The organism is Streptomyces sp. NPDC059169 (assembly GCF_042755225.1).
GTDB lineage: Bacteria > Actinomycetota > Actinomycetes > Streptomycetales > Streptomycetaceae > Streptomyces.
This window is the reverse complement of the sequence record NZ_JBHZCF010000001.1, coordinates 422,623-445,994: the sequence shown is the minus strand read 5'-3', so window position 1 is coordinate 445,994 and position 23,372 is coordinate 422,623. Positions and strand designations below refer to the sequence as shown.

Sequence of the window (23,372 nt, the reverse complement as noted above, 5' to 3'; positions counted from 1 at the left end):
GAACGGCCCGTGGGGGTGTCGCCCCGAGGCAGCCCCCGGTGACGGGTGTGTGTGCTCCCCGGCGCCGACGGGCACTCCGGAGCGCCCCCTGCGCGGGGTGCGCGGTGCACCGAAGGCCCTTCGGCGAACCAGGGGACCACCGGGGGCGGCGCCAGCACCCCTACGCCTTCAGCCCGCGCAGGGTCAGCATCAGCAGGCGGTCCGCGAGTTCGGTGTCGGTCGGGTCCTGTTCCGCCGCAAGCGCGATCGCATTGGTCAGTTGCATCAGGTCCCTGATCGAGACGTCCGTGCGGACGGCCCCGACCGCCTGTGCGCGGGACAACAGGCGCGCCCCCGCCTCTTCCAGCGGAACGCTGCACTGGGTCAGGGCCGAACTCGTGTCGTGCGAAGCCGACATGAGGGCTCGGGCCACCCCCCGATATTCACCCGCATGAGTGACGACTGCGCGGAGCCACTCCACGAGAGCCGCGCACGGCTGCTCAGCCGAGGCCAACTCGCCGGACCGGTCGAGCAGCGAGGCCAGCGCCTCTTGGAAGACCGCGTTCATCAGGGCGTGCCGGTTCGGGAAGTGCCGGTACAGCGTGCCGATGCCAACGCCGGCCCGCCGCGCGATCTCTTCGAGCGACGCGTCCGTCCCGTGTTCGGCGAAGGCCCCGCGGGCTTCTACGAGCAGTCGCTCGTAGTTGCGGCGCGCATCGGCGCGCATCGGCCGTGACGTACCCGCTGCCGTACTCGTCGTCATGGCACCCAGCATGCCATCGGAGAGCCGGAGGAGTCCTCCGGACGCAGTGGGGCCCGCCGGTCGTGACCGGCGGGCCCCACACACGCGAGCGTCAGTCCTTGATCTCGCAGATCACGGCGCCGGAGGTGACCGACGCGCCGATCTCCGCAGCGAGCCCCTTGACTGTGCCGGAACGGTGCGCGTTGAGCGGCTGTTCCATCTTCATGGCCTCGAGGACGACGATGAGGTCGCCCTCGTTGACGGTCTGGCCCTCTTCGACGGCGACCTTGACGATGGTGCCCTGCATCGGCGACGCGAGGGTGTCACCGGACGCGGCGGCGGTGGACTTCTTGGCCGCCCGGCGCTTGGGTTTGGCACCGCCCGCGGCAGCGGTGCGCGCCAGGGTCATGCCCAGCGACGACGGCAGCGACACCTCCAGGCGCTTGCCGCCGACCTCGACGACCACGGTCTCACGGCCCGGCTCGTCCTCGGTCTCGCTGGCCGCGGGGGCGGCGAAGGCCGGGATCTCGTTGACGAACTCGGTCTCGATCCACCGGGTGTGGACGCTGAAGGGGGTGCCGTCGGTGGGAGCGAAGGCGGGGTCCACGACGACCGCCCGGTGGAACGGGATCGCGGTCGCCATGCCCTCGACCTGGAACTCGGCCAGGGCGCGCGCCGCGCGCTGCAGGGCCTGCTCGCGGGTGGCGCCCGTGACGACGAGCTTGGCGAGGAGGGAGTCCCAGGCGGGGCCGATGACACTGCCGGACTCGACGCCCGCGTCGAGCCGGACGCCGGGGCCGGTGGGGGGCGTGAAGGTGGTGACGGTGCCCGGTGCGGGCAGGAAGTTGCGGCCCGGGTCCTCGCCGTTGATGCGGAACTCGAAGGAGTGGCCGCGCAGCGGCGGGTCGTCGTAGCCCAGTGCTTCGCCGTCGGCGATGCGGAACATCTCGCGGACCAGGTCGATGCCCGTGACCTCCTCGGTCACCGGGTGCTCGACCTGGAGGCGGGTGTTGACCTCCAGGAAGGAGATCGTGCCGTCGGTGCCGACGAGGAACTCGACGGTACCGGCGCCGACGTAGCCGGCTTCCTTGAGGATGGCCTTGGAGGCGCGGTAGAGCTCGGCGTTCTGCTCGGCGCTCAGGAAGGGTGCGGGCGCCTCCTCGACGAGCTTCTGGTGGCGGCGCTGGAGCGAGCAGTCGCGGGTGGAGACGACGACCACGTTGCCGTGGGTGTCCGCCAGGCACTGGGTTTCGACGTGGCGGGGCTTGTCGAGGTAGCGCTCGACGAAGCACTCGCCGCGACCGAAGGCGGCCACGGCCTCGCGCACGGCGGAGTCGTAGAGCTCGGGAACCTCTTCGAGGGTGCGGGCGACCTTGAGCCCGCGACCGCCGCCACCGAAGGCGGCCTTGATGGCGATGGGCAGCCCGTGCTCTTCCGCGAAGGCGACGACTTCCTCGGCGCCGGACACCGGGTCGGGCGTGCCCGCGACGAGCGGCGCGCCGGCGCGCTGGGCGATGTGACGGGCGGCGACCTTGTCGCCGAGGTCGCGGATCGCCTGCGGCGGCGGGCCGATCCACGTCAGGCCCGCATCGATGACGGCCTGGGCGAAGTCGGCGTTCTCGGAGAGGAAGCCGTAGCCCGGGTGGATGGCGTCGGCACCGGAGTCGGCTGCCGCCTGGAGGACCTTGGCCATGTCCAGATAGCTGGCCGCCGGGGTGTCACCGCCCAGGGCGAACGCCTCGTCGGCCGCGCGGACGTGCAGGGCGTCCCGGTCCGGATCGGCGTAGACGGCTACGCTCGCGATTCCGGCGTCCCGGCATGCACGGGCAACGCGGACAGCGATCTCGCCTCGGTTGGCGATGAGCACCTTGCGCACGATGGCTCCCTCCTTGCTGTGTTCGCCCGGGGACGTTCCCCAGGCTGCGGCTGTGCCGCGGGCCGGTCCCGGCCGGGTCACCCGGACCGGGCACTCGGCGAGTCACCGTGCCGAAGTCCTCGCTGAAACACGCTGAGTTTAGGGACTAGTGACACGGCCTTTCGACCCATCCCCAAGGGTGAGCTTGCCCACACGGAGTGTGACTCGAGGCGGGCTCGTGTGGCGAAACCCCTTGTCGCACCACGGTACGCCTGGATTCCTTCCGTGCAGAGTAGCCTCCGGATGTGGTCAAGGTCTCTGCGTGTGCGGCCAGCGGCGCTGCGCGTTTCTTTGTGGAGTCCCTACGAATGGACGAATGATTCTTTGCCTGTGTCCAGACCCTTGTCCGCGGGTTTACCCGTTAGTAGCGTGCGCGGTGTCGTTCGTACTGCTGGTAACAGGGGTCGGGAACCGAGAGGTGGGGGCCGTGGCGCGCAGATTGGTGGCCGTCGTGGCTGCGATCGTGCTGTTCCTGGAAGCCGTGGGGATAGTGGTGGTCAACGGCATCCTCGCCACCGTCGCGGGCAACCAGAACATGTCGCTGGGCGGCATGGACCCCGGTGTGATGGCAACGGGTACCTGGGTGATGGGCGGAGGCCTCGGCCTCTTCCTCGCGGCCTGCGGTGTGCTCCTGCTCGTCGCAGGTGTGCGCGACCGTGCCCCGGGCCGGTTCGGCCGCATCCTGCTCGTCGCCTGCGCCGTGACGCACGGCGTGCTCGGCGCGCTCGCGGTGGGTCTGGTGGGTTGGGAGGCGTTCACCTTCCAGATGGTGGTCCTGGGGCTGCTGGTGCTGTCGCTGGTGGCGTACGGGGCAGTCGAGCCGGTCGTGGCGGGGAGCGACGCGGACCGGGCTCCCGGCGGAGACGGTGGCGCGCCGGTGGGCGAGGGGCCGGCACCCGCGTGAGCGTGCTTCCCCGCGGGCGCGGCGCCCGCACGAGGGTTGCGGTCGGACGGGTCGCCGCACGGCGATGGGCGCGGGCAGGCGCACGGCCGCTCGGAGGTTCCGAGTGCTCCGGACGGTGCCCGTGGTCGGCGCGTTCGCCGTTCACCGGACGCCCAGGGGGCTTGAAGGCCGCGCGAGGACGTGCGGGTTGATTCAGGGCGCCGCCCGATGCCACCCCGGCCTGGAGCGCAGCGCCCCGGTCGGATCAGCCCTCGTGTCGCGCCGGTCCGGGACCCCGTGCGGCGCGCCGCACGGGGCCCCGTGGGTCAGACCCACAGATCCGTTATCCGCACCCCCAGGTCGCCCAGCAGCCGGCGCAGCAGCGGCAGCGACATGCCGATCACGTTGCCGTGGTCGCCGTCGATCCCGTCGATGAACGGTGCCGAGCGGCCGTCCAGCGTGAAGGCACCCGCCACGCGGAGCGGTTCGCCGCTGGCCACGTACGCCGCGATCTCGGAGTCCGAGGGTTCGCCGAACCGGACCGTCGTGGCGCAGGTCGCCGCGGCGTGCCGTCCGGAAAGGGTGTCGATCACGCAGTGCCCCGTCTGCAGCACGCCGGACCGGCCGCGCATGGACTTCCAGCGGGCGGTGGCCTCTTCGGCGTCCGACGGCTTGCCCAGGGCTTCGCCGTCCAGCTCCAGGACCGAGTCGCAGCCGATGACGAGCGCACCCGCGGCATCCGAGCGGGCGGCCACGGCACGGGCCTTCGCCTCGGCGAGGACCAGCGCCAGCTCGGCCGGGGTCGGGGCGCTCAGCGCGTCCTCGTCGAACCCACTGACGATGACCTCGGGGGCGAGTCCGGCCTGGCGGAGCAGTCCGAGGCGGGCGGGAGAGGCGGAGGCGAGGACGACACGCCGGTGCTGATCGGTCATGCGGGCCATCGTAGGCGCCGGCGACGGCGGTCCGGAGGCGGATCGTGGGGGCCGCCGGCCCGCTCCGGCGGGCGGGCGTCAGCGAAGACCCGCGACGAACATCGCGATGACCATCACGACGGCCAGCAGGACGCCCGCGCGGCGCATCATCGCCTGCATGTCCCGCATGTCCTGTGGGGGCTCGTTCTTGGGATCGGACCACAGCATGTCTCCGATCCTGCTGCCGTGGTGACCCTGGCGCCTGAGTATCCGTACTCAAGTCGACTCGCCCCGACGGACCGGTTGTGCGCCGAGGTCCAGCCGGAACGGCGCGGGGGCACCGTCCGCGAGCAGCGGCACGGGGGACCGTCCGCAAGCCTCCGGACGGCACGACGGTCGGTCCCTGACACGTGCCGGGGACCGACCGCGCCCGGGTGCTCCTAGCTGGGCCAGAACGCGCGCGACCACGCCCGCGGCCCCGGCCGCGGAGCCCGCGCCCGCGCGATGCGTTCGGGGTCCGACCAGCCCTCGGGCGGCTGCGGCGCGCCGGACACGGCCGAAGCCGTCGCCGCGGCGCGCGCTTGGACCACCGCCAGTGCGGCGGCCAGCTCCTCCGGGGTCGGATTGCCCCGTACGACCTTGATCATCTCGAATCCTCCAGGTCCGGGGGCCTACAGGGGAATGTTGCCGTGCTTCTTCGGAGGGAGGTTTTCCCGCTTCGTCCGCAGCCCACGCAGGCCCTTCACGATCTGGGCACGCGTGTCGGACGGCAGGATGACCGCGTCGACGTAGCCGGCTTCCGCCGCCACGTACGGGTTGAGCAGAGTGTCCTCGTAGTCCGCGATCAGCTCGGTGCGCAGCTTCTCCTGCCCTTCCGGTTCGCCGGCGGCCGCGATCGTGCGGCGGTGCAGGATGTTCACCGCGCCTTGGGCGCCCATCACCGCGATCTGCGCGGTCGGCCAGGCGAGGTTCAGATCGGCTCCGAGGTGCTTGGACCCCATGACGTCGTACGCGCCGCCGAACGCCTTGCGCGTGATCACGGTGATCAGCGGGACGGTCGCCTCCGCGTAGGCGTAGATCAGCTTGGCGCCGCGCCGGATGATGCCGCCGTACTCCTGGTCGACGCCCGGCAGGAAGCCGGGAACGTCCACGAAGGTCAGCACCGGGATGTTGAACGCGTCGCAGGTGCGGACGAACCGCGCGGCCTTCTCACTCGCGTTGATGTCGAGGCATCCGGCGAACTGCATCGGCTGGTTGGCGACGATGCCGACCGGGTAGCCCTCGACGCGGCCGAAGCCCGTGACGATGTTCGGCGCGAACAGCGCCTGGGTCTCCAGGAATTCGCCGTCGTCGAGCACGTGCTCCAGGACGGTGTGCATGTCGTAGGGCTGGTTGGCGCTGTCCGGGATCAGCGCGTCGAGCTCCTGGTCCTCCGCGCTGAGGTCCAGGGAGGCCTCCTCGGGGAAGGCGGGTGCCTCGGACAGGTTGTTCGACGGCAGGTACGAGAGCAGGGACTTGACGTACTCGATCGCGTCCTTCTCGTCGCCCGACATGTGGTGGGCGACGCCGGACGTGGTGTTGTGCGTACGGGCGCCGCCCAGCTCCTCGAAGCCCACGTCCTCGCCGGTGACCGTCTTGATGACGTCGGGACCGGTGATGAACATGTGCGAGGTCTGGTCGACCATGACCGTGAAGTCGGTGATGGCGGGGGAGTAGACCGCGCCTCCCGCGCAAGGGCCGACGATCAGCGAGATCTGTGGGATCACGCCGGAGGCGTGCGTGTTCCGGCGGAAGATCTCGCCGTACATGCCGAGGGCCATGACACCCTCCTGGATGCGGGCGCCGCCGGAGTCGTTGATGCCGATCACCGGGCAGCCGGTCTTCAGCGCGAAGTCCATCACCTTGACGATCTTCTGCCCGAACACCTCGCCAAGGGCACCGCCGAAGACGGTGAAGTCCTGGGAGAACACGGCCACCGGGCGACCGTCCACCGTGCCGTAGCCGGTGACCACGCCGTCTCCGTACGGACGGTTGTTCTCCAGGCCGAAGTTGGTCGACCGGTGTCGTGCGAACTCGTCGAGCTCCACGAACGACCCCTCGTCGAGGAGCAGTTCGATGCGCTCGCGAGCCGTCAGCTTGCCTTTCGCGTGCTGCTTCTCGACCGCACGCTCGGAGCCCGCGTGTGTGGCCTCTTCGATACGGCGCTGCAGATCCGCGATCTTTCCCGCGGTCGTGTGGATGTCGATCTTGTTGGGCTCTGCCGACTCGGACATCGGGATGCGGCTCCCTGCCTGGTCACGGGGGTTTGGCTACTGGCTCGTAGCGTATCGGCGTGGATACGGTTCGGCACTGCGGCGTTTGCCACATCCCGCTGCGCTTGCGAACGAGACCCGCCGCAGTACTCGTACCTGTGCGACGGCGTTGCGAATGCACCTGCAACACAAGGGGTACACGAGGAGAACACCACCCGAACCGGGCGCGGGTCGATCACGCCCCCGCGATGGTCGTCGGCGTCCCGGGGCGCGGGGCCCGCCTCCGCGGAACCCGCCCGCCGGGCGCGCCGCGCCGCCGGTTCGCCTCGCGGGGCCCGGAGGGGCCAAGCTGTTCGGCATGACGCCTCACGCCTCCGAAGGTCGCTGGTCCGACCTCGACCGCCCCCCGCTGAACGCCGCGGCGTTGCGCCGCTCCCTGGTGAAGCCGGGTGGGCTGTGGACGTCGCTCGACGTCGTCGGGGCGACCGGCTCCACCAACTCCGACCTCGCGTCCCGCGCGGGAGGGCTTCCCGAGGGCGCCGTGCTCGTCGCCGAGGAGCAGACCGCGGGCCGCGGCCGTCTGGACCGCGCCTGGACCGCGCCCGCACGCTCCGGCTTGTTCCTCTCCGTGCTGCTCAAGCCGGCGGTCCCGGTCGAGCGCTGGGGCTGGCTGCCGTTGCTCACCGGGGTCGCCGCGGCGACCGGGCTGGCCAGGGCTGCCGGTACCGACTTCGCCCTCAAGTGGCCGAACGACCTGCTGGTACGGGTCGGCGGGGAGGAGCGCAAGGCCGGCGGCATCCTCGCGGAGCGTGCCGGGCAGGACGCCGTCGTCATCGGCATGGGCGTCAACGTCACGCTGCGTGAGGAGGAACTCCCGGTGCCGGGGGCGGGCTCCCTGGCGCTCGCCGACGCCGTCTGCACGGACCGCGACCCATTGCTGCGGGCGCTGCTGCGTTCGCTGGAGGAGTGGTACACGACCTGGTGCGCGGCCAACGGCGACGCGCACGCCTCCCGGCTCCAGGAGACCTACGCGGCCGGTTGCTCCACGCTCGGGCTCACGGTCCGCGTCGAGCTGCCGGGGGACCGGACGCTGATCGGTGAGGCCGTCGCCATAGACGGTGACGGCCGGCTCGTCGTGACCACTCCGGACGGCAAGGATCACTCCATCGGGGCCGGTGACATCGTCCACCTGCGCCCGGGCGGCTGACCCGGCCGGCCGACCGGGACGTGAGCTAGGGCACACCTGCCGTATCGTTGAGGCCGCGCCGGGGGTTCGCGGCATGCGCGGGCCGCCACGGCATGACAGATCGGCAGGGCAGTGCGCAGGGAACGGGCAGGAGGCGGCCGGTGACCGTCGACGACACGACTTCCGGCGCGGGTGCTTCCGGCGACGGATCGTCCGGTTCCGGCAAGGGGCCGGCGGATTCCGGCAACGGCACGTCGGGCACCGGCAAGGGAGCCCAGGGCTCCTCGGGCGGTTCCGGCAAGGGCTCTTCGGGGGCCGGCAGGAGGCAGTCGTCGGACTCGCACCCGACGCCGCACCACGAGGTCGACCACACGGCCGAGCCGACCAAGGATCCGCTCGCCATCAGGCTGGAGCACCTGATCCTCGGCGCCGACCGGCGCTACACGCCGTTCCAGGCCGCGAGGACCGCCGGCGTCTCCATGGAGCTGGCCTCCCGGTTCTGGCGCGCGATGGGCTTCGCCGATATCGGCCAGGCCAAGGCGCTCACCGAGGCCGACGTCCTCGCCCTGCGGCGGCTCGCCGGTCTCGTCGAGGCCGGCCTGCTGAGCGAGCCGATGGCCGTACAGGTGGCGCGGTCGACCGGGCAGACCACGGCGCGGCTCGCGGAATGGCAGATCGATTCGTTCCTGGAAGGCCTGACCGAACCTCCCGAGCCGGGCATGACCCGCACCGAGGTCACGTACCCGCTGGTCGAGCTGCTGCTGCCGGAGCTGGAGGAGTTCCTCGTCTACGTGTGGCGGCGGCAGCTGGCCGCCGCCACCGGCCGCGTCGTCCAGGCCGCCGACGACGAAGAGATGGTCGACCGGCGGCTCGCGGTCGGTTTCGCGGATCTCGTCGGCTTCACCCGACTCACCCGGCGGCTGGAGGAGGAGGAGCTCGGCGAACTGGTGGAATCGTTCGAGACGACCTGTGCCGACCTCGTGGCCGCGCACGGGGGGCGGCTCATCAAGACCCTCGGTGACGAGGTGCTCTTCGCGGGGGACGACGCGGGCACGGCCGCAGAGATCGCCATGCGGCTGATCGAGACGCTGTCGCACGACGAGACGATGCCCGCGCTGCGGGTCGGGATCGCTTTCGGGACGGTCACGACCCGGATGGGCGACGTGTTCGGGACCACCGTGAACCTGGCGAGCCGGCTGACCTCGATAGCTCCGAAGGACGCCGTCCTGGTGGACGGGGCGTTCGCCGAGGAGTTGTCGCGCACCGGCGATGCGCCGGTCTCGGAGGCCGAAGCCGCCGAGGCGGTCGCCACGGCCGAGAAGGAGGGCGAGGAGGCCCCGTCGTACCGCTTCGCGCTGCAGCCCATGTGGCAGCGGCCGGTGCGTGGTCTCGGAGTGGTGGAACCCTGGCTGCTGACCCGGCGCCCCACCTAGGATCCTCCCGGTGAACCATCGTTAACCGGGAGGTCTTCGATCATGTCCGAGCAGCGTTTCGGGGAATTCGTCGTCGTGCGGCGTCACGAGCAGGGCCACGTCGCGGAGCTGGTGCTCGACCGGCCCAAGGCGATGAACGCCGTGTCGACGGACATGGCCCGGTCCGTCGGGGCGGCTTGCGCGGCCCTCGGGACGGACCCCTCGGTCCGGGTGGCCGTGCTGACCTCGTCCAACGACCGGGCCTTCTGCGTGGGTGCGGACCTCAAGGAGCGGAACTCCTTCACCGACGCCGAACTGGTGCGGCAGCGGCCGACCGCCCGCGCCGCCTACACCGGGGTGCTGGAGCTGCCCATGCCGACGATCGCCGCGGTGCACGGGTTCGCCCTCGGCGGCGGGTTCGAGTTGGCCCTCTCCTGCGACGTGATCGTGGCCGACGCCACGGCGGTCGTGGGACTGCCCGAGGTGTCGGTCGGGGTGATCCCGGGCGGGGGCGGGACGCAGCTGCTGCCGCGTCGTGTCGGCGCCGCGCGGGCCGCCGAGCTGGTCTTCACCGCGCGGCGGGTGGAGGCCGCCGAGGCGCGGGAGTTGGGGCTGGTGGACGAACTGGTCGAGGCGGATGCCCGGGGTGCGGCGCTGGAGCTGGCCGGACGGATGGCCGCGAACTCCCCCGTCGGGCTGAGGGCCGCGAAGAAGGCGCTGCGGCTCGGCCATGGGCTGGACCTGCGCGCCGGCCTGGAGGTCGAGGACGCGGCCTGGCGCTCCGTGGCCTTCTCCGGGGACCGCGCCGAGGGCGTCGCGGCGTTCAACGAGAAGAGGAAGCCCGAGTGGCCCGGCGAGTGAAACCCATTCAAACCCTCCTTAGCGGGCAAATCTCCCTAAGCTGGGGGAATGGGTGTGGATGTGCGGCTGCGGGCCGTGGTGGCGCTCGCACAGTCGATGGCTGCTGCACGTACGCCACGGGAGTCGTGGCGTGCGGCCGCGGCCGGTGCGTGTGACGCGTTGGTGGGGAGCTTCGCGGCGCTCTCGGTCTGGGAGCGGGACCACGGCCGGCTGAAGGTGCTCGTCAACGCGGGGGAACGGGCCGTGGACGAGGAGGAGTTCCCCGACGGCGAGACCTATCCGGTGCACCGCTTCCCGGAGATCACGGAGTTCCTCCACGAGCAGTGGGCGGGCGGCGGTGCGCCGAGGGCGTGGGTCGAGACGGCGGACGGGCCGGCCCCGGGCGAGCACGGCTACAGCCACCAGCGCGTCGACGCGCTGCGTCAGCGGGGCCGCGGCTGCTGCGTCGTCGCCCCCATCGTGCTGCACGGGCGGGCCTGGGGCGAGCTGTACGTGGCCCGGAGGGCGGGGCAGCCCGTGTTCGACCGTGACGACGCGGACTTCGCCACCGTGCTCGCGCAGGTCGTGGCGGCCGGGATCGCCCAGCAGGAGCGGCTGGAGGAGGTCCGCCGGTTGGCCTTCACGGACCCGCTGACCGGCCTGGCCAACCGTCGGGCCGTCGACACCAGGCTCGACGAGGCGATCGAGCAGCACCGCACGGACCGCTCGGTGGTGTCCCTGGTGGTCTGCGACCTGAACGGCCTCAAGCGGGTCAACGACACGCTGGGCCACGCGGTCGGGGACCGGCTGCTGGAGCGCTTCGGCTCGGTGCTCTCCCTGTGCGGGGCGATGCTTCCGGGGGCGCTGGCGGCCCGGCTCGGCGGTGACGAGTTCTGTCTGCTGTCGACGGGGCCCGCGGCGGACGACGTGGTGAAGGTCGCGGACGAACTCTGCGAGCGCGCTGGTGGGTTGAAGCTGGGCGAAGGGGTGGCCTGCGGGGTGGCCTCGACCGGTGACCCCATCGGACCGGTGCGTTCCGCCCGACGGCTGTTCCGGCTCGCCGACGCGGCCCAGTACCGCGCGAAGGCGGCCCGGTCCCGGGGGCCGGTCGTCGCGGGCAGGGACGACACGGTCCTCCCGCTCGCGGACACCCCGCCGTCGTCCCGTCAGGACCGTCGCCGTTTCCGGGACGCCCGTCCCTGACCCGTCCGCCCGGGGCTGCCCCGTGAGGGGGTGCGGGTCCCCCGGCGGGTGGTCCGGTACCGGTAGGCCCTCCGGGGCGTCCGCTTCGCGCGCCGCCGGCGTGGCTCCGGGCGGTGCGGTGTGACGATGCCCGGGCCCCTGCGCCGCCGAAGCCCCCGCAGCCCGCGAAGCCGTGTGCGGGCGAGGTGGTGACAGAGAGGGATTCAGTCCGTAGGGTGCTGAATATGGATATGCACACTGTCGTGGTGGGGACGTCCGGCACCACCGCCGAAGATGTCATCGCCGTCGCCCGCGGCAACGCCCGTATCGAGCTCTCCGAGGAGGCCCTCGCGGCCCTCGCGACCGCGCGCGGCATCGTGGACGCGCTGGCGGCGAAGCCCGAGCCGGTGTACGGCGTGTCGACCGGGTTCGGCGCGCTCGCCACCCGGCACATCGGCCATGACCTGCGCAAGCAGCTGCAGCGCAACATCGTGCGCTCGCACGCTGCGGGCATGGGGCCCCGCGTGGAGCGCGAGGTCGTGCGCGCGCTGATGTTCCTGCGACTGAAGACGGTGGCCTCGGGGCACACCGGCGTACGCCCCGAGGTCGCGCAGACGATGGCCGACGTGCTCAACGCGGGGATCACCCCGGTCGTCCACGAGTACGGCTCGCTCGGCTGCTCCGGCGACCTGGCGCCCCTGTCGCACTGTGCCCTGACGCTGATGGGCGAGGGTGACGCCGAGGGCCCCGACGGCAACGTGCGCCCCGCCGGCGAGCTCCTCGTCGAGCACGGCATCGCCCCCGTCGAGCTCCGCGAGAAGGAGGGCCTCGCCCTCCTCAACGGCACCGACGGCATGCTCGGCATGCTGATCATGGCGCTCGCCGACCTCGAACGCCTCTACACCGCCGCCGACATCACGGCCGCCCTCTCACTGGAAGCCCTCCTCGGCACCGACAAGGTGCTCGCCCCCGAGCTGCACGCCATCCGCCCGCATCCCGGCCAGGCCGCCTCCGCCGCCAACATGAGCGCCGTGCTCAAGGGCTCCGAGCTCACCGGCCACTTCCAGGAGGAGGAGGCGCCGCGCGTCCAGGACGCCTACTCCGTGCGTTGCGCCCCGCAGGTCGCCGGAGCCGGGCGGGACACCCTCGCGCACGCCCGGCTCGTCGCCGGACGCGAGCTCGCGTCCGCCGTCGACAACCCGGTCGTGCTCCCCGACGGACGGGTCGAGTCCAACGGCAACTTCCACGGGGCGCCGGTCGCGTACGTCCTCGACTTCCTCGCCATCGCCGCAGCCGACCTCGGTTCCATCGCCGAGCGGCGCACCGACCGGCTGCTCGACAAGAACCGGTCGCACGGTCTCCCGCCGTTCCTCGCGGACGACGCAGGGGTCGACTCCGGCCTGATGATCGCCCAGTACACGCAGGCCGCGCTGGTGAGCGAGATGAAGCGGCTCGCCGTCCCGGCCTCGGCCGACTCCATCCCGTCCTCGGCGATGCAGGAGGACCACGTCTCCATGGGGTGGTCCGCCGCGCGCAAGCTGCGCACGGCCGTCGGGAACCTCGGCAGGATCATCGCCGTGGAGCTCTACGCGGCAACCCGTGCGATCGAGCTGCGCCGCAGCCTCAGCCCGGCCCCGGCGTCCCAGGCGGCCATCGCGGCGCTCCGCGCGGCGGGCGTCGAGGGTCCCGGCCCCGACCGCTTCCTCGCTCCCGACCTGGCCGCTGCCGAAACGTTCGTCCGGGACGGCAGGCTGATTGCCGCCGTGGAGTCGGTGACCGGCCGACTGGCCTGAGTGCCGCACCCCGTCGGGAGGGGCGCGGTCGGCTGCGCCCCCCACGTCGGGCACCGAGCGCCGCCGCACCGCCCCCGGTGCCCTGCTCGGGGCGGTGCTGCGTACAGCGGCGGCACCGGACGGTCGGTAGCCGGTAACGACGCATACCGGCGGCGTCGCGCCTCCCCAGAAGGCCGCGGACCGGAAGGTGTCCCTCCCGTTCACGACCAACGCCCTGGCCCCGGTGGCCGCCGGTCCTCCCGGCTTTCGAAGTCCATCGCACCGCTTGGGCGGGGGAGGGTGCTGCAGCGACCGCCGGGACGGAAGAGCCCCGGGGGGCTTCCTGGTCGCGCTTCAGGCCGCCCGGCCGCTGCGGCGCGCCGCGAAGCTGACGAACCCCGCCCCGACCCCCAGGAACAGGGTGCCGCCGATCAGGTACGGCGTCGTGTCCACGCTGCCCGTGTCGGCGAGGGAGACCTCCTGCGCTTCCTGAGTGGCGCTCTGCACGTCGCTCACCGCGGCACTCCCCGCGCCGGCGTCCACGGACCGTACGCGGACGGAAGCGGAGGCTCCGGGCTGCTCTGCGGTCGCCGGTGCGGCCTCACCCTCCCCGGTGGCGTTCGCCGAGGGGACGAACCACAGCGCGCAGAGCAGGGTGCCGGCTGCGGTGGCGGTGAGCAACGGGCGACGAGCAGCGGACACGGAGAATCGATCCCCCTTGTGACGGCGGCGAATTGGCCGTGTTCGGTGGTGCTGCGGCGATGCTAATGAAAGCAGCGGGTCGCAGGAAAGTCGCGGTGCCCCTGCGGCCTACCCTCCGTCGTATGACCACTTCTCAGACATCACGCTATGTGCGGCTACACGTCGAATTGGTGCTGGAGGTCGCGGAACCGGAGGCCCTGACCGACGCCGCCCTCGAACGCATCGAGGGCGACGACCTCATGCCCGACGAGGAGCGCGCGCACGCGGGGTCCTCCGTGCGCGAGGACGCCGCCGAGGCCCTCGCCTACCTCGTGGACCCCTTCGACCTGGTGACGGAGGTCCCTGGGGTGGAACTCGCCCAGGCGTCCTGGAGCTGTGAGCAAATCGACTACGACCCCGAAGCCGGAGAGTGGGTACTCGACGAGGAAGATGGCTATACGCAAGAAGACGGCCACGCGGGCGACGACGGTGACGGCGAAAGCGGTCCCGCCGGTCGACCGTAGGACCAGGTACCAGTACCGGCGTGGCCGGGCCGCTTCGCCGCACCGGCGGAGCCGGGCCCGGCCACGCCGCGTCCCGGAGCGGAGGGCCCGGGCTGCAACCGGCGGCGCCTCCAGTGCGTCGTTGAGTGGTGTTGCCCACATCTTCCGCTGGAACTGGAACCAGCGGGGGTGTTTTGGGTCTGCTTGTAAGTGTTGGCAGGGAAATCGGCGACGATGGAGAAGCGTGTGATGACGGACAGCAAGCGGCGCAGGGGCCTGGCGGCCGCGTCCGTACTGCTCGGCAGCGTGCTGGTGCTCACCGGCTGCAGCGGCGGCAGCGACAAGGCCGCAGCCGACGACTCCAAGAAGTCCCAGGCAGCTGTGGACGAGGCGGCCGCCAAGGACTCCTCGGCCGCGCGAATAGTCATCTCGCCGAAGAACGGTGCGACCAACGCGAGCATCAACAACGACGCCAAGGTCACCGTCAGCGACGGAACGCTCACCCAGGTCACCATGGCCACCGCCGATGGCAAGGAGGTCAAGGGCACCCTCGCCGCCGACGGCAAGAGCTGGAAGCCGGACGGCCAGCTGGAGCGCGCGACCGTCTACAAGATCGCCGCGTCGGCCAAGGACTCCGACGGCCGTGAGGCCCACGAGAACTCCTCCTTCACGACCGTCTCCCCGGCCAACAGCTTCATCGGCAGCTTCACGCCCGAGGACGGCTCCACCGTCGGCGTCGGCATGCCGGTCTCGATCAACTTCAACAAGCCGATCGAGAACCGCAAGGCCGTGCAGTCCGGCATCACCGTCTCCAGCTCCAGCGGTCAGGAGGTCGTCGGTCACTGGTTTGGTTCGCAGCGGCTCGACTTCCGTCCCGACCAGTACTGGCAGGCCGGTTCCACCGTCACGATGAAGCTGGAACTCGACGGGGTCGAGGGCACCAAGGGCGTCTTCGGCGTTCAGCAGAAGACGGTGACCTTCAAGATCGGTCGCAACCAGGTGTCCACCGTCGACGCCTCCACGAAGACCATGACGGTCACCCGCGACGGCAAGACGGTCAAGACCATCCCGATCTCCGCCGGTTCGCCGGAGAACCCGACCTACAACGGTCAGATGGTGATCTCCGAGAAGTTCAAGGAGACCCGGATGAACGGCGCGACCGTCGGCTTCACCGACGACGACGGCAAGGGCGAGTACGACATCAAGGACGTCCCGCACGCGATGCGGCTCTCCGCGTCCGGCACGTTCATCCACGGCAACTACTGGGGCTCCGACAGCGTCTTCGGCAGCGTCAACACCAGCCACGGCTGCGTCGGGCTGAACGACGTCAAGGGTGCCGGCGATCCGAACCAGCCCGCCGCGTGGTTCTTCGACAACTCGATCGTCGGCGATGTCGTCGTCGTCAAGAACTCCAAGGACAAGACGATCAAGCCGGACAACGGCCTCAACGGCTGGAACCTGGACTGGGCCGACTGGAAGGCCGGTTCGGCGGTCTGATCCCGCAAGCCCGGGACGCCCGGGACCGATGGGCAGGCCGACGGCGGCGGCTCCGACCAGGAGCCGCCGCCGTCGCGTTGACGGACCGCGTCCCGCCCGCGACGGGCGGCCGGGAGTCCTCGGTGACTACCTCGGAGGTAATCGACCCGGCTGCGCGCCGCGCGGCAAGATCGATGCATCGACGGGCGCCGCTCGTCGTGACGACGGGACGACCGCCGCACACCCCTCGAGGAGGACCCGTGACCGCGTACGGCATCGGCAACCTGCGCCCCCCGGCCCAACTGCACGACGACGTCTTCGCCTACATCGAGCGGATCCAGGCCACCCTGGACCCCTTCGGAGGGCGGTTCCTGGTGCACGGCGCACCGGAGCGCGAGGTGCGTGAGGGCACATGGCCCGAGGCCCTCGTCATCATCGCCTTCCCCACGATGGACGACGCCCGCGGCTGGTACGACTCCGACGCCTACCAGGAGCTCCTCCCGCTGCGTACCCGCCACATGGCGGGCGACGTGCTGCTCATCGACGGCGTCCCTCCAGGGTACGAACCGGCAGCCACGGCGGCCGCGATGAGGGCGGCACGGGTCGCAGGGTGAGCCCCGTCGGGCTGCCGATCGACCGTACGACCGCCGCCGGACCCGTGAACCGGCCGCTCTGCGGGGCGATATGACCGCACGTCGATCCTCGACCCGCCCTGGGGGCGCGACGGTCGGAGGCAGACGATACAAAGGGACCACAAGTGCGACGAAGAGTGCGGGGGCGGATCAGCGCGGTGCAGCAGACGACGGCGGCGGGTACGGCAACAACGGGTAGGAAACGGCTGATCAGCGTGGACGCAGCCCGCGCCGTCGCCGTGTTCGCCATGTTCGCCGCGCACATCGGCCCTCCGGTGAAGCCCGAGGGAGCCGGCTATCTGCTGGTCGCCTTCGACGGAACCGCACCCGCCGTCTTCACGCTCATCGCCGGTCTCTCCCTGACCCTCTCCCGCGGCGGCACCGAGCCCCGCCCGGCACCCCCCGGAGCTCTGCAGGGCACGTTCATCCGCTGTGCCGTACTCGGGTTCCTCGGGCTCTGGCTGGCGGAACAGAAGTCCGGGATCGCGGTGATCCTCTCGTTCTTCGCCGTCTACTTCCTGGCCGCCGAGCCGTTGGCGCGGTTGCGCACCCGGACCCTGGTCGTCGTGGCCGCTGTGTCGGTGGTCCTCGGCCCCCTCCTGTCGTACGTCCTCGGCCCGTACTTCGGCTACCGGGTCGTCGGCCGCGGACGCTACCCGGGCTTCAGCGCCCTCACCAGCTGGCACGGGTTCGCCGACGGACTCGACACGTTGCTGCTCTCGGGTGCCTACCCCTGGCTCACCTACTTCCCTTACGTGGTCGTCGGCATGGCCCTCGGGCGCGTGGTGAACCTGGCGCGTCCCGGCGTCGCCCGGCACCTCATCGGCTGGGGGGCGCTGGCCACGTTCGCCGGGCACGGGCTCTCCGCGCTGGCACTCGGTCCCGGCGGCGGACACGACGCGCTGATGCGTGCCATCGCCCACAGCCACTCCTTCGCGCTGAAGGCCCCCGACCCGGTGGAAGCCGTGCTGGGCAAGCAGGCCGGCGCGATACCGAGCACCTCCTGGGCGTGGCTGCTGGTCGACGACCCGTACAGCCAGACCCCGTTCGAGACGGTCGCGAACATCGGCGTCAGCCTGCTCGTCCTCGGCCTCGCCGTCGCCGCCTGCCGCAACAGGATCCTCGAAACGACGCTGCGTCCCCTGGCGGTCGTCGGGTCGATGGGGCTGTCGGTGTACGTCATCCACGTCCTCGCGCGGGCGGAACTGCGCCCGGTGCACGGTTGGACGACGCTCGGCCTGTTCTGCGTCGTCGCACTCGCGGGTTGTGTCGTATGGGAGTTCGTCTTCCGCCACGCCCCACTGAAGCGGGGGCCGCTGGAGTGGGTGCTGCACGCCCTCATGGCGAAGCCCGTCCCGACGGCGGCGGTGCGGACCGAACCCGCCCCACGGGCCCCGAGCCAGGAGCCCGTGGAGGTAGGGGCAGTCAAGGCAGCCGTGCGCTGACGGCCCGCCCGGCCCCGTCGCACCGGGACCGGGCGGCGGGACGGCGTCCGGTCCGGGCGGCCCGACCCCTCACCGCTCGTCGGTGCTGATGCCCCGGTTGCCGCACCAGATCCTGTAGGCGGCCACGGCGGTGGGCAGCGTGGGGAAGATCCGGTCCTCTCCCACGGACGCGCTGAGGCCGTAGGCGTCCAACTCGTCACGCAGGTCCTGTTTGACGCGTGCCATGGCGAACTCGATCCCGCGCCCGGTCAGTTCCCGTCGCAGCTCCTCCAGTGCGTCCAGCGCCGTGATGTCCACCTCGACGTTCGCCTCGGCGTTGAGCACGAACCACCTGACGGGCTGCCGCTGGTCGTCCACGGCCGCCAGGGCGCGGCGCCTGAAGTCCTCGGCGTTGGCGAAGAACAGCGGGGAGTCGTAGCGGTACACCACCAGCCCGGGAACGGGCCGGGCCTGTGGGTAGTCGTCGACGTCGTGCATCCCCGCAAGCCCGGGTACCAGACCCTCGATCGCGTCGTGCGGCCGGGCCACCCTGCCCAGCAACTCGACGACCGACAGACCCACGGCCACGAGCACCCCGTACAGGATGTCCAGGGCCAGCACACCGGCGAGGCACCCGAGTGCCAGCAGGAGTTCGCGCCGCCGGAACGACGCCAGCCGGCGGAAGCCGGCCAGGTCCACCAGCCGGACCGCGGCGTAGACGACCAGCGAGCCGAGCACCGCCGTGGGCGTGCTGGTGAACAGCGGGCCGAGGAACAGCAGTACGGCGAGCACGGCGGCGCCTGCGGCGAGCCCGTACGCCTGGGTGTGCCCGCCCGCCGACTTCGCGAGGGCGGTGCGGCTGGCGCTGCTGCTCACCGGGAATCCGCTCACGCTGCCCGCCCCGAGGTTCGCGGCGCCGAGCGCGAGCAGCTCCTGGTTGGCGTCCAACCGCGGCCCGCCGTCGGCCGTGGCGAAGGCGCGTGCCGTGAGGATGAAGTCGGTGTAGGCGACGAGCAGGACGCCGATGGCCGGCAGCAGCAGCCGGGGCAGGTCGCCGGGGTCGGGCAGGGCGAAACCGGGGAGCCCGGAGGGGACCTTCCCGATCACCGCGACGCCGTCGTCCTCGAGGCCGAACACCGCCACCGCCGCCGTCCCCAGCGCCACGGCCAACAGCGGGCCGGGCACGACCTGCGGCAGACGCGCCACCGTGAACAGGAACAGGATCGTGGCGGCGCTGAGCGCCACGGTGGCCGGGTGCGCCTGGGCCAGGTTCCCTACGAAGGACAGGAGTTTCGGGAAGAACCCGGATCCTTGCGTCGGCACGCCGGTGAGCTCGGTCAGCTGGTCGACGATCATGATCATGGCGACTCCCGCCAAATAGCCGATCAGGACCGGGCGGGAGAGCAGGTCGGCGACGAACCCGAGCCGCGTCGCCCAAGCCACCAGGCACATCAGCCCGACGGCGAACGCGAGGGCGGAGGCAAGGACCGCGTACCGCGCCGGATCCCCCGCCGCGAGAGGCCCGACGACGGTGGCGGTCATCAGGGCGGTCGTCGACTCGGGGCCGACCGACATCAGTCGCGACGAGCCGAAGACGGCGTACATGGCGATGCCCGGAAGGATCGCCCACAGCCCCACGACCGGCGGCAGGCCCGCGACGCTCGCATACGCCATCACCTGGGGCACGAGGTACGCCGCGACCGTGACTCCGGCCACGAGGTCCCCTCGCAGCCAGCTGCGCCGGTACCCGCGGAGGACCCCGAGACCGGGTACTCGCGGCACGACGCGACGCCAACCCCGGTCCGCGGGCGGGATGTGCTCGGACATGGCCCTCCTTCGAACGCCCTCTACCGGGCCTGGCACCCTACCCCCGGGTGGCGGCCGACCCGGCCGGCACTCTGCTCGCGCTCGCCCCGCGCGCCAGCCTCGAGACCCGTTCCACGGGGACGACAGGGCCAGGATCGACGGCAACACCCCGGCAAGCGTTCCGGATCGAGCCCAGTCTGACTACCTGTCACGACCGGTGGCTCCGTACCCACCCGTCCGGCTCCGCAGCCAGCCGGGGCGCGCACCGCGAACGCCGGCCCCGGGGCGGGCGAACAGCCGCAGGGCAGCCGGTCGGGAGCCCCGCACGACCACGTTGGAGGATCGCAGCAAACGAGGAGGCCGGGATGCTGTTGCGCAACGTGGTACCGGACGATGTCGGTCGGCTCATGGCCGCCGACCAATGGCTCTGCGACCCGCGCACGATTCTGGCTTGAACACCGCCGATTCTGGCTTGAACACCGCCGATGCCCCTCGTCGGCGGCGACGGTGCCAGGGCTACCGTCTCTCCTTCCGCTTCCTCGTGGTGGCGGAACCTCCGCGGCGAAGCCTCCGGGGCGTCCGTCAGACGTCAGGGGGCCCCTCGACGTCATCAGGCGCATCGAGGAAGTCCCGGACCACCTGGTTGAATGCAGTGGGGTTCTCCCAGAACGCGAAGTGGCTGGCGCGTTCGGCGAGCGTCTTCACGGTGGCTCCCGGAATGGCCGAGGCCACCGCCCGCGCGGCGGCGGACGGGATCACGCTGTCACTCCCGCCGATCACCAACGTCGGAACGGTGATCCTGGGCAGGACGTCACGCCAGTCCTGCATGACGTTGTCCAGGAGTAGCCTGCCGGCGTACTCCCTGGGCAGCAGCAGGTTCTGGGCGAGAACCCACCGGCGGTCCTCCTCGTCGGCGTCCGGGGTCCACATGGCGTCCAGGAACTGGGCACTGAGCTTCTCGGCGTCCGAGCGAGGGTCGCAGAGCCCCGCGACGACGTCGGCGATCTCCGAGAGGTCGTACAACGCGCCGAAGTGCTCGGCCAGACCGTCCGGCCAGTACGGCTGCCTGATCAGGACGGCGGGTTCGTCGAACAACACCAGCCGGGCCAGCCGGTCCCCGCCGAACAGGTCCCAGTAGGACCACGCCAGTGCACAGCCCATGGAATGGGCCACCCAGATGACCTCGGTGAGGTCCAGACGGTGAATGAGCTGGTGCAGGTCCGTCGACAGACGGGCGACCCGGTAACCGTGGTCGGGTGTGTCGGATTCACCGTGGCCGCGGTGGTCGACCGCGACCACATGGTGGGTCCTCGCGAACTCGGCGATCTGGTGCTTCCACTGCGCGGCGGTCTGTGACCAGCCGGGAACGAGAAGCATGTCCGGCCCGCTACCGGCCTCGAGATAGTGCAGCCGCACACCATCGTCGGTGGTGGCGAAGCCACTGCGCACGCCGTGCATCTCGTCCTCCTCCGGCGCAGCCGCAACGCCTCCCGGGGTCCCTGGAAGGGCGTGGCAGCCCCCGTTCCTCGTGTCTGCTTCCGCAACTCGGGGAACGATCCTGTCGACACCTGCCGGCCCCGGCAATCTCCCACGCCGACCGTCCAACCTGCGGACCGCCGTACGGGGCGTCTGTGTGCAGTTCCCTGCTGCCCTCCGCCGCGGAAAGGAGCTCTCGTCGGCGGACGAGGCCGACGCGGCACCCAGGAACTCGGGGCTGAGGGCCTCGGCGTGCGCTTGCGGGCTGTGAAGTCCCCGTAGGGCGCCGGCGATCTGCCCGGGAGCGCACAACCTGCCGAGATGTCCGGCGAGGCCGTCCCGCCGCTACGGCCCTCGTTCCGGAACGGCGGCTCCATCGAGCGCACCCCCGTGGTGGCGATGGACCACCGTCGAGCGTCTCGCACGATGCCGTCGGGCGGGGCAGCCACCCCGCCCATCGGCATGCCGGGGAGACACGAGGCCCCCGACGAATGCGGACGTAGATACCCTCAAATCCCCTCTTCTTCCAGCATAGTGACTATTCGTTCTAAGAATCATGAAATTGGTCAAGCACGCTCAGGCCCAGGCCTGGTCATGACTGCCACGGCAGATCGCGCAGCGCCGAGCCGCCGCAGAAGGAACGCCGGCCAGCTCGTGATCAGGATGCAGCTCACAGGGGAGAACGCCATGCATGACGGTCCGCTCCACGGGAAGCCCGGCTCCGGCGACGCTCCGGAGGGGGGCTCGCGCGACTCCGTATCCCGGCCGCCGCGTCTCTGGCTGACGCTGATCGCTTCCTCGCTGTGCATCTTCGTCGTGCAACTCGACTTCCTGGCGCTGAACCTGGCACTGCCCCGGATGGCCTCGGACCTGGGGACGACCACCACGGACCTCCAATGGGTGATCAGCGGCTACATGCTGGCACTGGCAGCCACCCTGATCCCGGGCGGCAGGCTCGGTGACATCTTCGGCCGCAGACGGATGCTGCTCGTGGGCCTCGTCGTCTTCGCGCTGTGCTCGCTGGGCGTCGGCCTGGCCTCCACGCCGAGCAGCATCATCGTGCTGCGCATCGCCCAGGGAGTCGGCGCGGGCGTGTTGTTCCCCCTCGCCGTCGCCGTGATCACCGATGCCTACCCGCCCGACCGGACGATGCGGGCCATCGGCAACGCCTACGGGATCGGGGCCCTGGCCCTGGCCCTCGGTCCCGTGTTCGGCGGTGCGGTGACGGAACTGTTGAGCTGGCGCGTGGTGCTCCTGGTCAACGTCCCGACCTGCGCCGTGACCATCGCCATGGTCGCCCTCGGCGTGCGCGAGTCGCGCGACACCACCGTGCCGCACTCGGTCGACGTACCGGGGCTGCTGCTGGTGATTCTCGGCATCGCCACCGTGACGCTGACGGTGGACCGTCAGCAGGCCTGGCCACCCGCGGTCAGCGCGGGCGTCTCGGCGGCCGGGGTGCTGTTCCTGGTCGGGTTCGTGCTCCGGGAACGCGTGGCGCGCTGGCCGCTGGTCTCGCTCGACCTGTTCCGCAACATGCTCTTCGTGATCATCACGCTGATGTCGACCGTCGCCAACATCGCCTTCGTCGTGGCCATGTACGGCGTCACGATCTACCTCCAGCAGGCGACCGGGCGCAGCCCGCTCGACTCCGGAATGATCTTTCTGGCCGCCTCCGTCGCCGCGGGCGTGGCCGCACCGCTGTCGGGACGGCTCGGCGAGCGCTTCGACGTTCCGCGGACGATGGCCGTCATGACCGTCCTCGGAGCGGTGGGCCTCTTCCTCGTCTCGCTCGGCGGCGACCTCTGGTTCTACCTTCCCGGTCTCGCACTGACCGGATTCGGGTACGGCATGGGGTGGACGATGGGAAGCAGCGGCACCCAGGCCGTCGTCCCGGTCGAGCGGGTCGGGCAGGCCTCCGGCGTGGAACTCGCCATCGTGATCGGAGTCGCGGGTATCTGCGTGGCCGCCGCCGCGTCCCTCATCGAGGTACGTACCACCGCCGACGGTCTCGCGACGGCGATCGAGGACGTGCTGCGTTGGATCGCGATCGGCAGCGCCGTCGCCGCGGCTGCCCTGGGTCTCCTCGCCACCCGTGTGGTGCCGTCGAAGCGCGCTCATGGGTCGCTCGGATGAAGCCGTGCCCGCACGCCGTGTGCTCGTTGCCGTGCATCCGGCCGTTCCGGCCGGATGGCCCAGAGCACGGTCGGTGCCGCCGGCAGATGCGGCATCAGGTCGCGTCGGCGCGTCGCGACGCTCACGCCGGGGAACGCGGGGGCGAACTCACCACCGCGGCCAGACGC

Annotated in this window: 20 protein-coding genes; 11 read left to right on the top strand and 9 right to left on the bottom strand. The window is 71.4% G+C overall.

Features of this window, described 5'->3' with window-relative positions:
• Nucleotides 1–160: 160 nt before the first annotated feature.
• Nucleotides 161–742, bottom strand: a complete 582-nt coding sequence (locus ACFXOM_RS01965) for a TetR/AcrR family transcriptional regulator (RefSeq protein ID WP_384946019.1) — start codon at nt 740–742, stop codon at nt 161–163.
• 91 nt (nt 743–833) lie between these two features.
• Entirely contained in the window at nt 834–2,597 is a 1,764-nt protein-coding gene (locus tag ACFXOM_RS01960; protein ID WP_384933047.1) for an acetyl/propionyl/methylcrotonyl-CoA carboxylase subunit alpha, read from the bottom strand.
• Nucleotides 2,598–3,054: 457 nt separating this feature from the next.
• Between ACFXOM_RS01960 and ACFXOM_RS01955 the strand changes: the two genes are divergently transcribed.
• The gene (locus ACFXOM_RS01955; RefSeq protein WP_384933168.1) at nt 3,055–3,540 is read left to right on the top strand and encodes a hypothetical protein; all 486 of its coding nucleotides are present in this window, start codon (nt 3,055–3,057) and stop codon (nt 3,538–3,540) included.
• 305 nt (nt 3,541–3,845) lie between these two features.
• Here ACFXOM_RS01955 and ACFXOM_RS01950 read toward each other — a convergent pair whose 3' ends face one another.
• The 4 genes from ACFXOM_RS01950 to ACFXOM_RS01935 all read right to left on the bottom strand — a co-directional run bounded on the left by ACFXOM_RS01950 (nt 3,846) and on the right by ACFXOM_RS01935 (nt 6,703).
• The gene (locus tag ACFXOM_RS01950) at nt 3,846–4,460 is read right to left on the bottom strand and encodes a nucleoside triphosphate pyrophosphatase (RefSeq protein WP_385036747.1); all 615 of its coding nucleotides are present in this window, start codon (nt 4,458–4,460) and stop codon (nt 3,846–3,848) included.
• A 69-nt stretch (nt 4,461–4,529) separates the two neighbouring features.
• Entirely contained in the window at nt 4,530–4,658 is a 129-nt protein-coding gene (gene mmpB / locus ACFXOM_RS01945) for a morphogenic membrane protein MmpB (protein ID WP_385036745.1), read from the bottom strand.
• 212 nt (nt 4,659–4,870) lie between these two features.
• On the bottom strand, nt 4,871–5,077 hold the full coding sequence (locus tag ACFXOM_RS01940) for an acyl-CoA carboxylase epsilon subunit (protein ID WP_384933038.1): 207 nt from the start codon (nt 5,075–5,077) through the stop codon (nt 4,871–4,873).
• 24 nt (nt 5,078–5,101) lie between these two features.
• The gene (locus ACFXOM_RS01935) at nt 5,102–6,703 is read right to left on the bottom strand and encodes an acyl-CoA carboxylase subunit beta (RefSeq protein WP_384933035.1); all 1,602 of its coding nucleotides are present in this window, start codon (nt 6,701–6,703) and stop codon (nt 5,102–5,104) included.
• A gap of 337 nt (nt 6,704–7,040) precedes the next feature.
• Between ACFXOM_RS01935 and ACFXOM_RS01930 the strand changes: the two genes are divergently transcribed.
• The 5 genes from ACFXOM_RS01930 to hutH all read left to right on the top strand — a co-directional run bounded on the left by ACFXOM_RS01930 (nt 7,041) and on the right by hutH (nt 13,095).
• A complete protein-coding gene (locus tag ACFXOM_RS01930) occupies nt 7,041–7,889 on the top strand; it encodes a biotin--[acetyl-CoA-carboxylase] ligase (RefSeq protein ID WP_385036743.1) in 849 nt (282 codons plus the stop codon).
• A gap of 140 nt (nt 7,890–8,029) precedes the next feature.
• Nucleotides 8,030–9,301 carry an adenylate/guanylate cyclase domain-containing protein gene (locus tag ACFXOM_RS01925; protein ID WP_384946017.1) on the top strand — a complete coding sequence of 424 codons (1,272 nt, stop codon included), beginning with the start codon at nt 8,030–8,032 and terminating at the stop codon, nt 9,299–9,301.
• A gap of 42 nt (nt 9,302–9,343) precedes the next feature.
• On the top strand, nt 9,344–10,141 hold the full coding sequence (locus ACFXOM_RS01920) for an enoyl-CoA hydratase/isomerase family protein (protein ID WP_384933028.1): 798 nt from the start codon (nt 9,344–9,346) through the stop codon (nt 10,139–10,141).
• Nucleotides 10,142–10,189: 48 nt separating this feature from the next.
• Nucleotides 10,190–11,323, top strand: a complete 1,134-nt coding sequence (locus ACFXOM_RS01915; RefSeq protein WP_384933025.1) for a diguanylate cyclase domain-containing protein — start codon at nt 10,190–10,192, stop codon at nt 11,321–11,323.
• Nucleotides 11,324–11,553: 230 nt separating this feature from the next.
• Complete coding sequence (gene hutH / locus ACFXOM_RS01910) at nt 11,554–13,095, top strand: histidine ammonia-lyase (RefSeq protein WP_384933165.1); 1,542 nt, start codon at nt 11,554–11,556, stop codon at nt 13,093–13,095.
• Between the two features lie 333 nt (nt 13,096–13,428).
• Here the strand turns inward: hutH and ACFXOM_RS01905 are convergent, their stop codons facing one another.
• A complete protein-coding gene (locus ACFXOM_RS01905; RefSeq protein WP_384933022.1) occupies nt 13,429–13,776 on the bottom strand; it encodes a hypothetical protein in 348 nt (115 codons plus the stop codon).
• Between the two features lie 122 nt (nt 13,777–13,898).
• Between ACFXOM_RS01905 and ACFXOM_RS01900 the strand changes: the two genes are divergently transcribed.
• From ACFXOM_RS01900 to ACFXOM_RS01885, 4 genes are all read left to right on the top strand, one after another.
• On the top strand, nt 13,899–14,279 hold the full coding sequence (locus ACFXOM_RS01900; protein ID WP_384933020.1) for a hypothetical protein: 381 nt from the start codon (nt 13,899–13,901) through the stop codon (nt 14,277–14,279).
• 213 nt (nt 14,280–14,492) lie between these two features.
• Nucleotides 14,493–15,755 carry an Ig-like domain-containing protein gene (locus ACFXOM_RS01895; protein WP_384933017.1) on the top strand — a complete coding sequence of 421 codons (1,263 nt, stop codon included), beginning with the start codon at nt 14,493–14,495 and terminating at the stop codon, nt 15,753–15,755.
• Nucleotides 15,756–15,994: 239 nt separating this feature from the next.
• Nucleotides 15,995–16,348: a DUF1330 domain-containing protein gene (locus tag ACFXOM_RS01890; RefSeq protein ID WP_384933014.1), complete on the top strand. Its 354-nt coding sequence runs from the start codon at nt 15,995–15,997 to the stop codon at nt 16,346–16,348.
• A gap of 143 nt (nt 16,349–16,491) precedes the next feature.
• Entirely contained in the window at nt 16,492–17,811 is a 1,320-nt protein-coding gene (locus ACFXOM_RS01885; RefSeq protein ID WP_384933011.1) for a heparan-alpha-glucosaminide N-acetyltransferase domain-containing protein, read from the top strand.
• A gap of 69 nt (nt 17,812–17,880) precedes the next feature.
• Here the strand turns inward: ACFXOM_RS01885 and ACFXOM_RS01880 are convergent, their stop codons facing one another.
• Complete coding sequence (locus ACFXOM_RS01880) at nt 17,881–19,617, bottom strand: SulP family inorganic anion transporter (protein ID WP_384933008.1); 1,737 nt, start codon at nt 19,615–19,617, stop codon at nt 17,881–17,883.
• Between the two features lie 561 nt (nt 19,618–20,178).
• Entirely contained in the window at nt 20,179–21,054 is an 876-nt protein-coding gene (locus ACFXOM_RS01875; RefSeq protein ID WP_384933006.1) for an alpha/beta fold hydrolase, read from the bottom strand.
• 705 nt (nt 21,055–21,759) lie between these two features.
• Here ACFXOM_RS01875 and ACFXOM_RS01870 point away from each other — a divergent pair.
• The gene (locus ACFXOM_RS01870) at nt 21,760–23,205 is read left to right on the top strand and encodes an MFS transporter (protein WP_384933004.1); all 1,446 of its coding nucleotides are present in this window, start codon (nt 21,760–21,762) and stop codon (nt 23,203–23,205) included.
• Nucleotides 23,206–23,372: the final 167 nt, after the last annotated feature.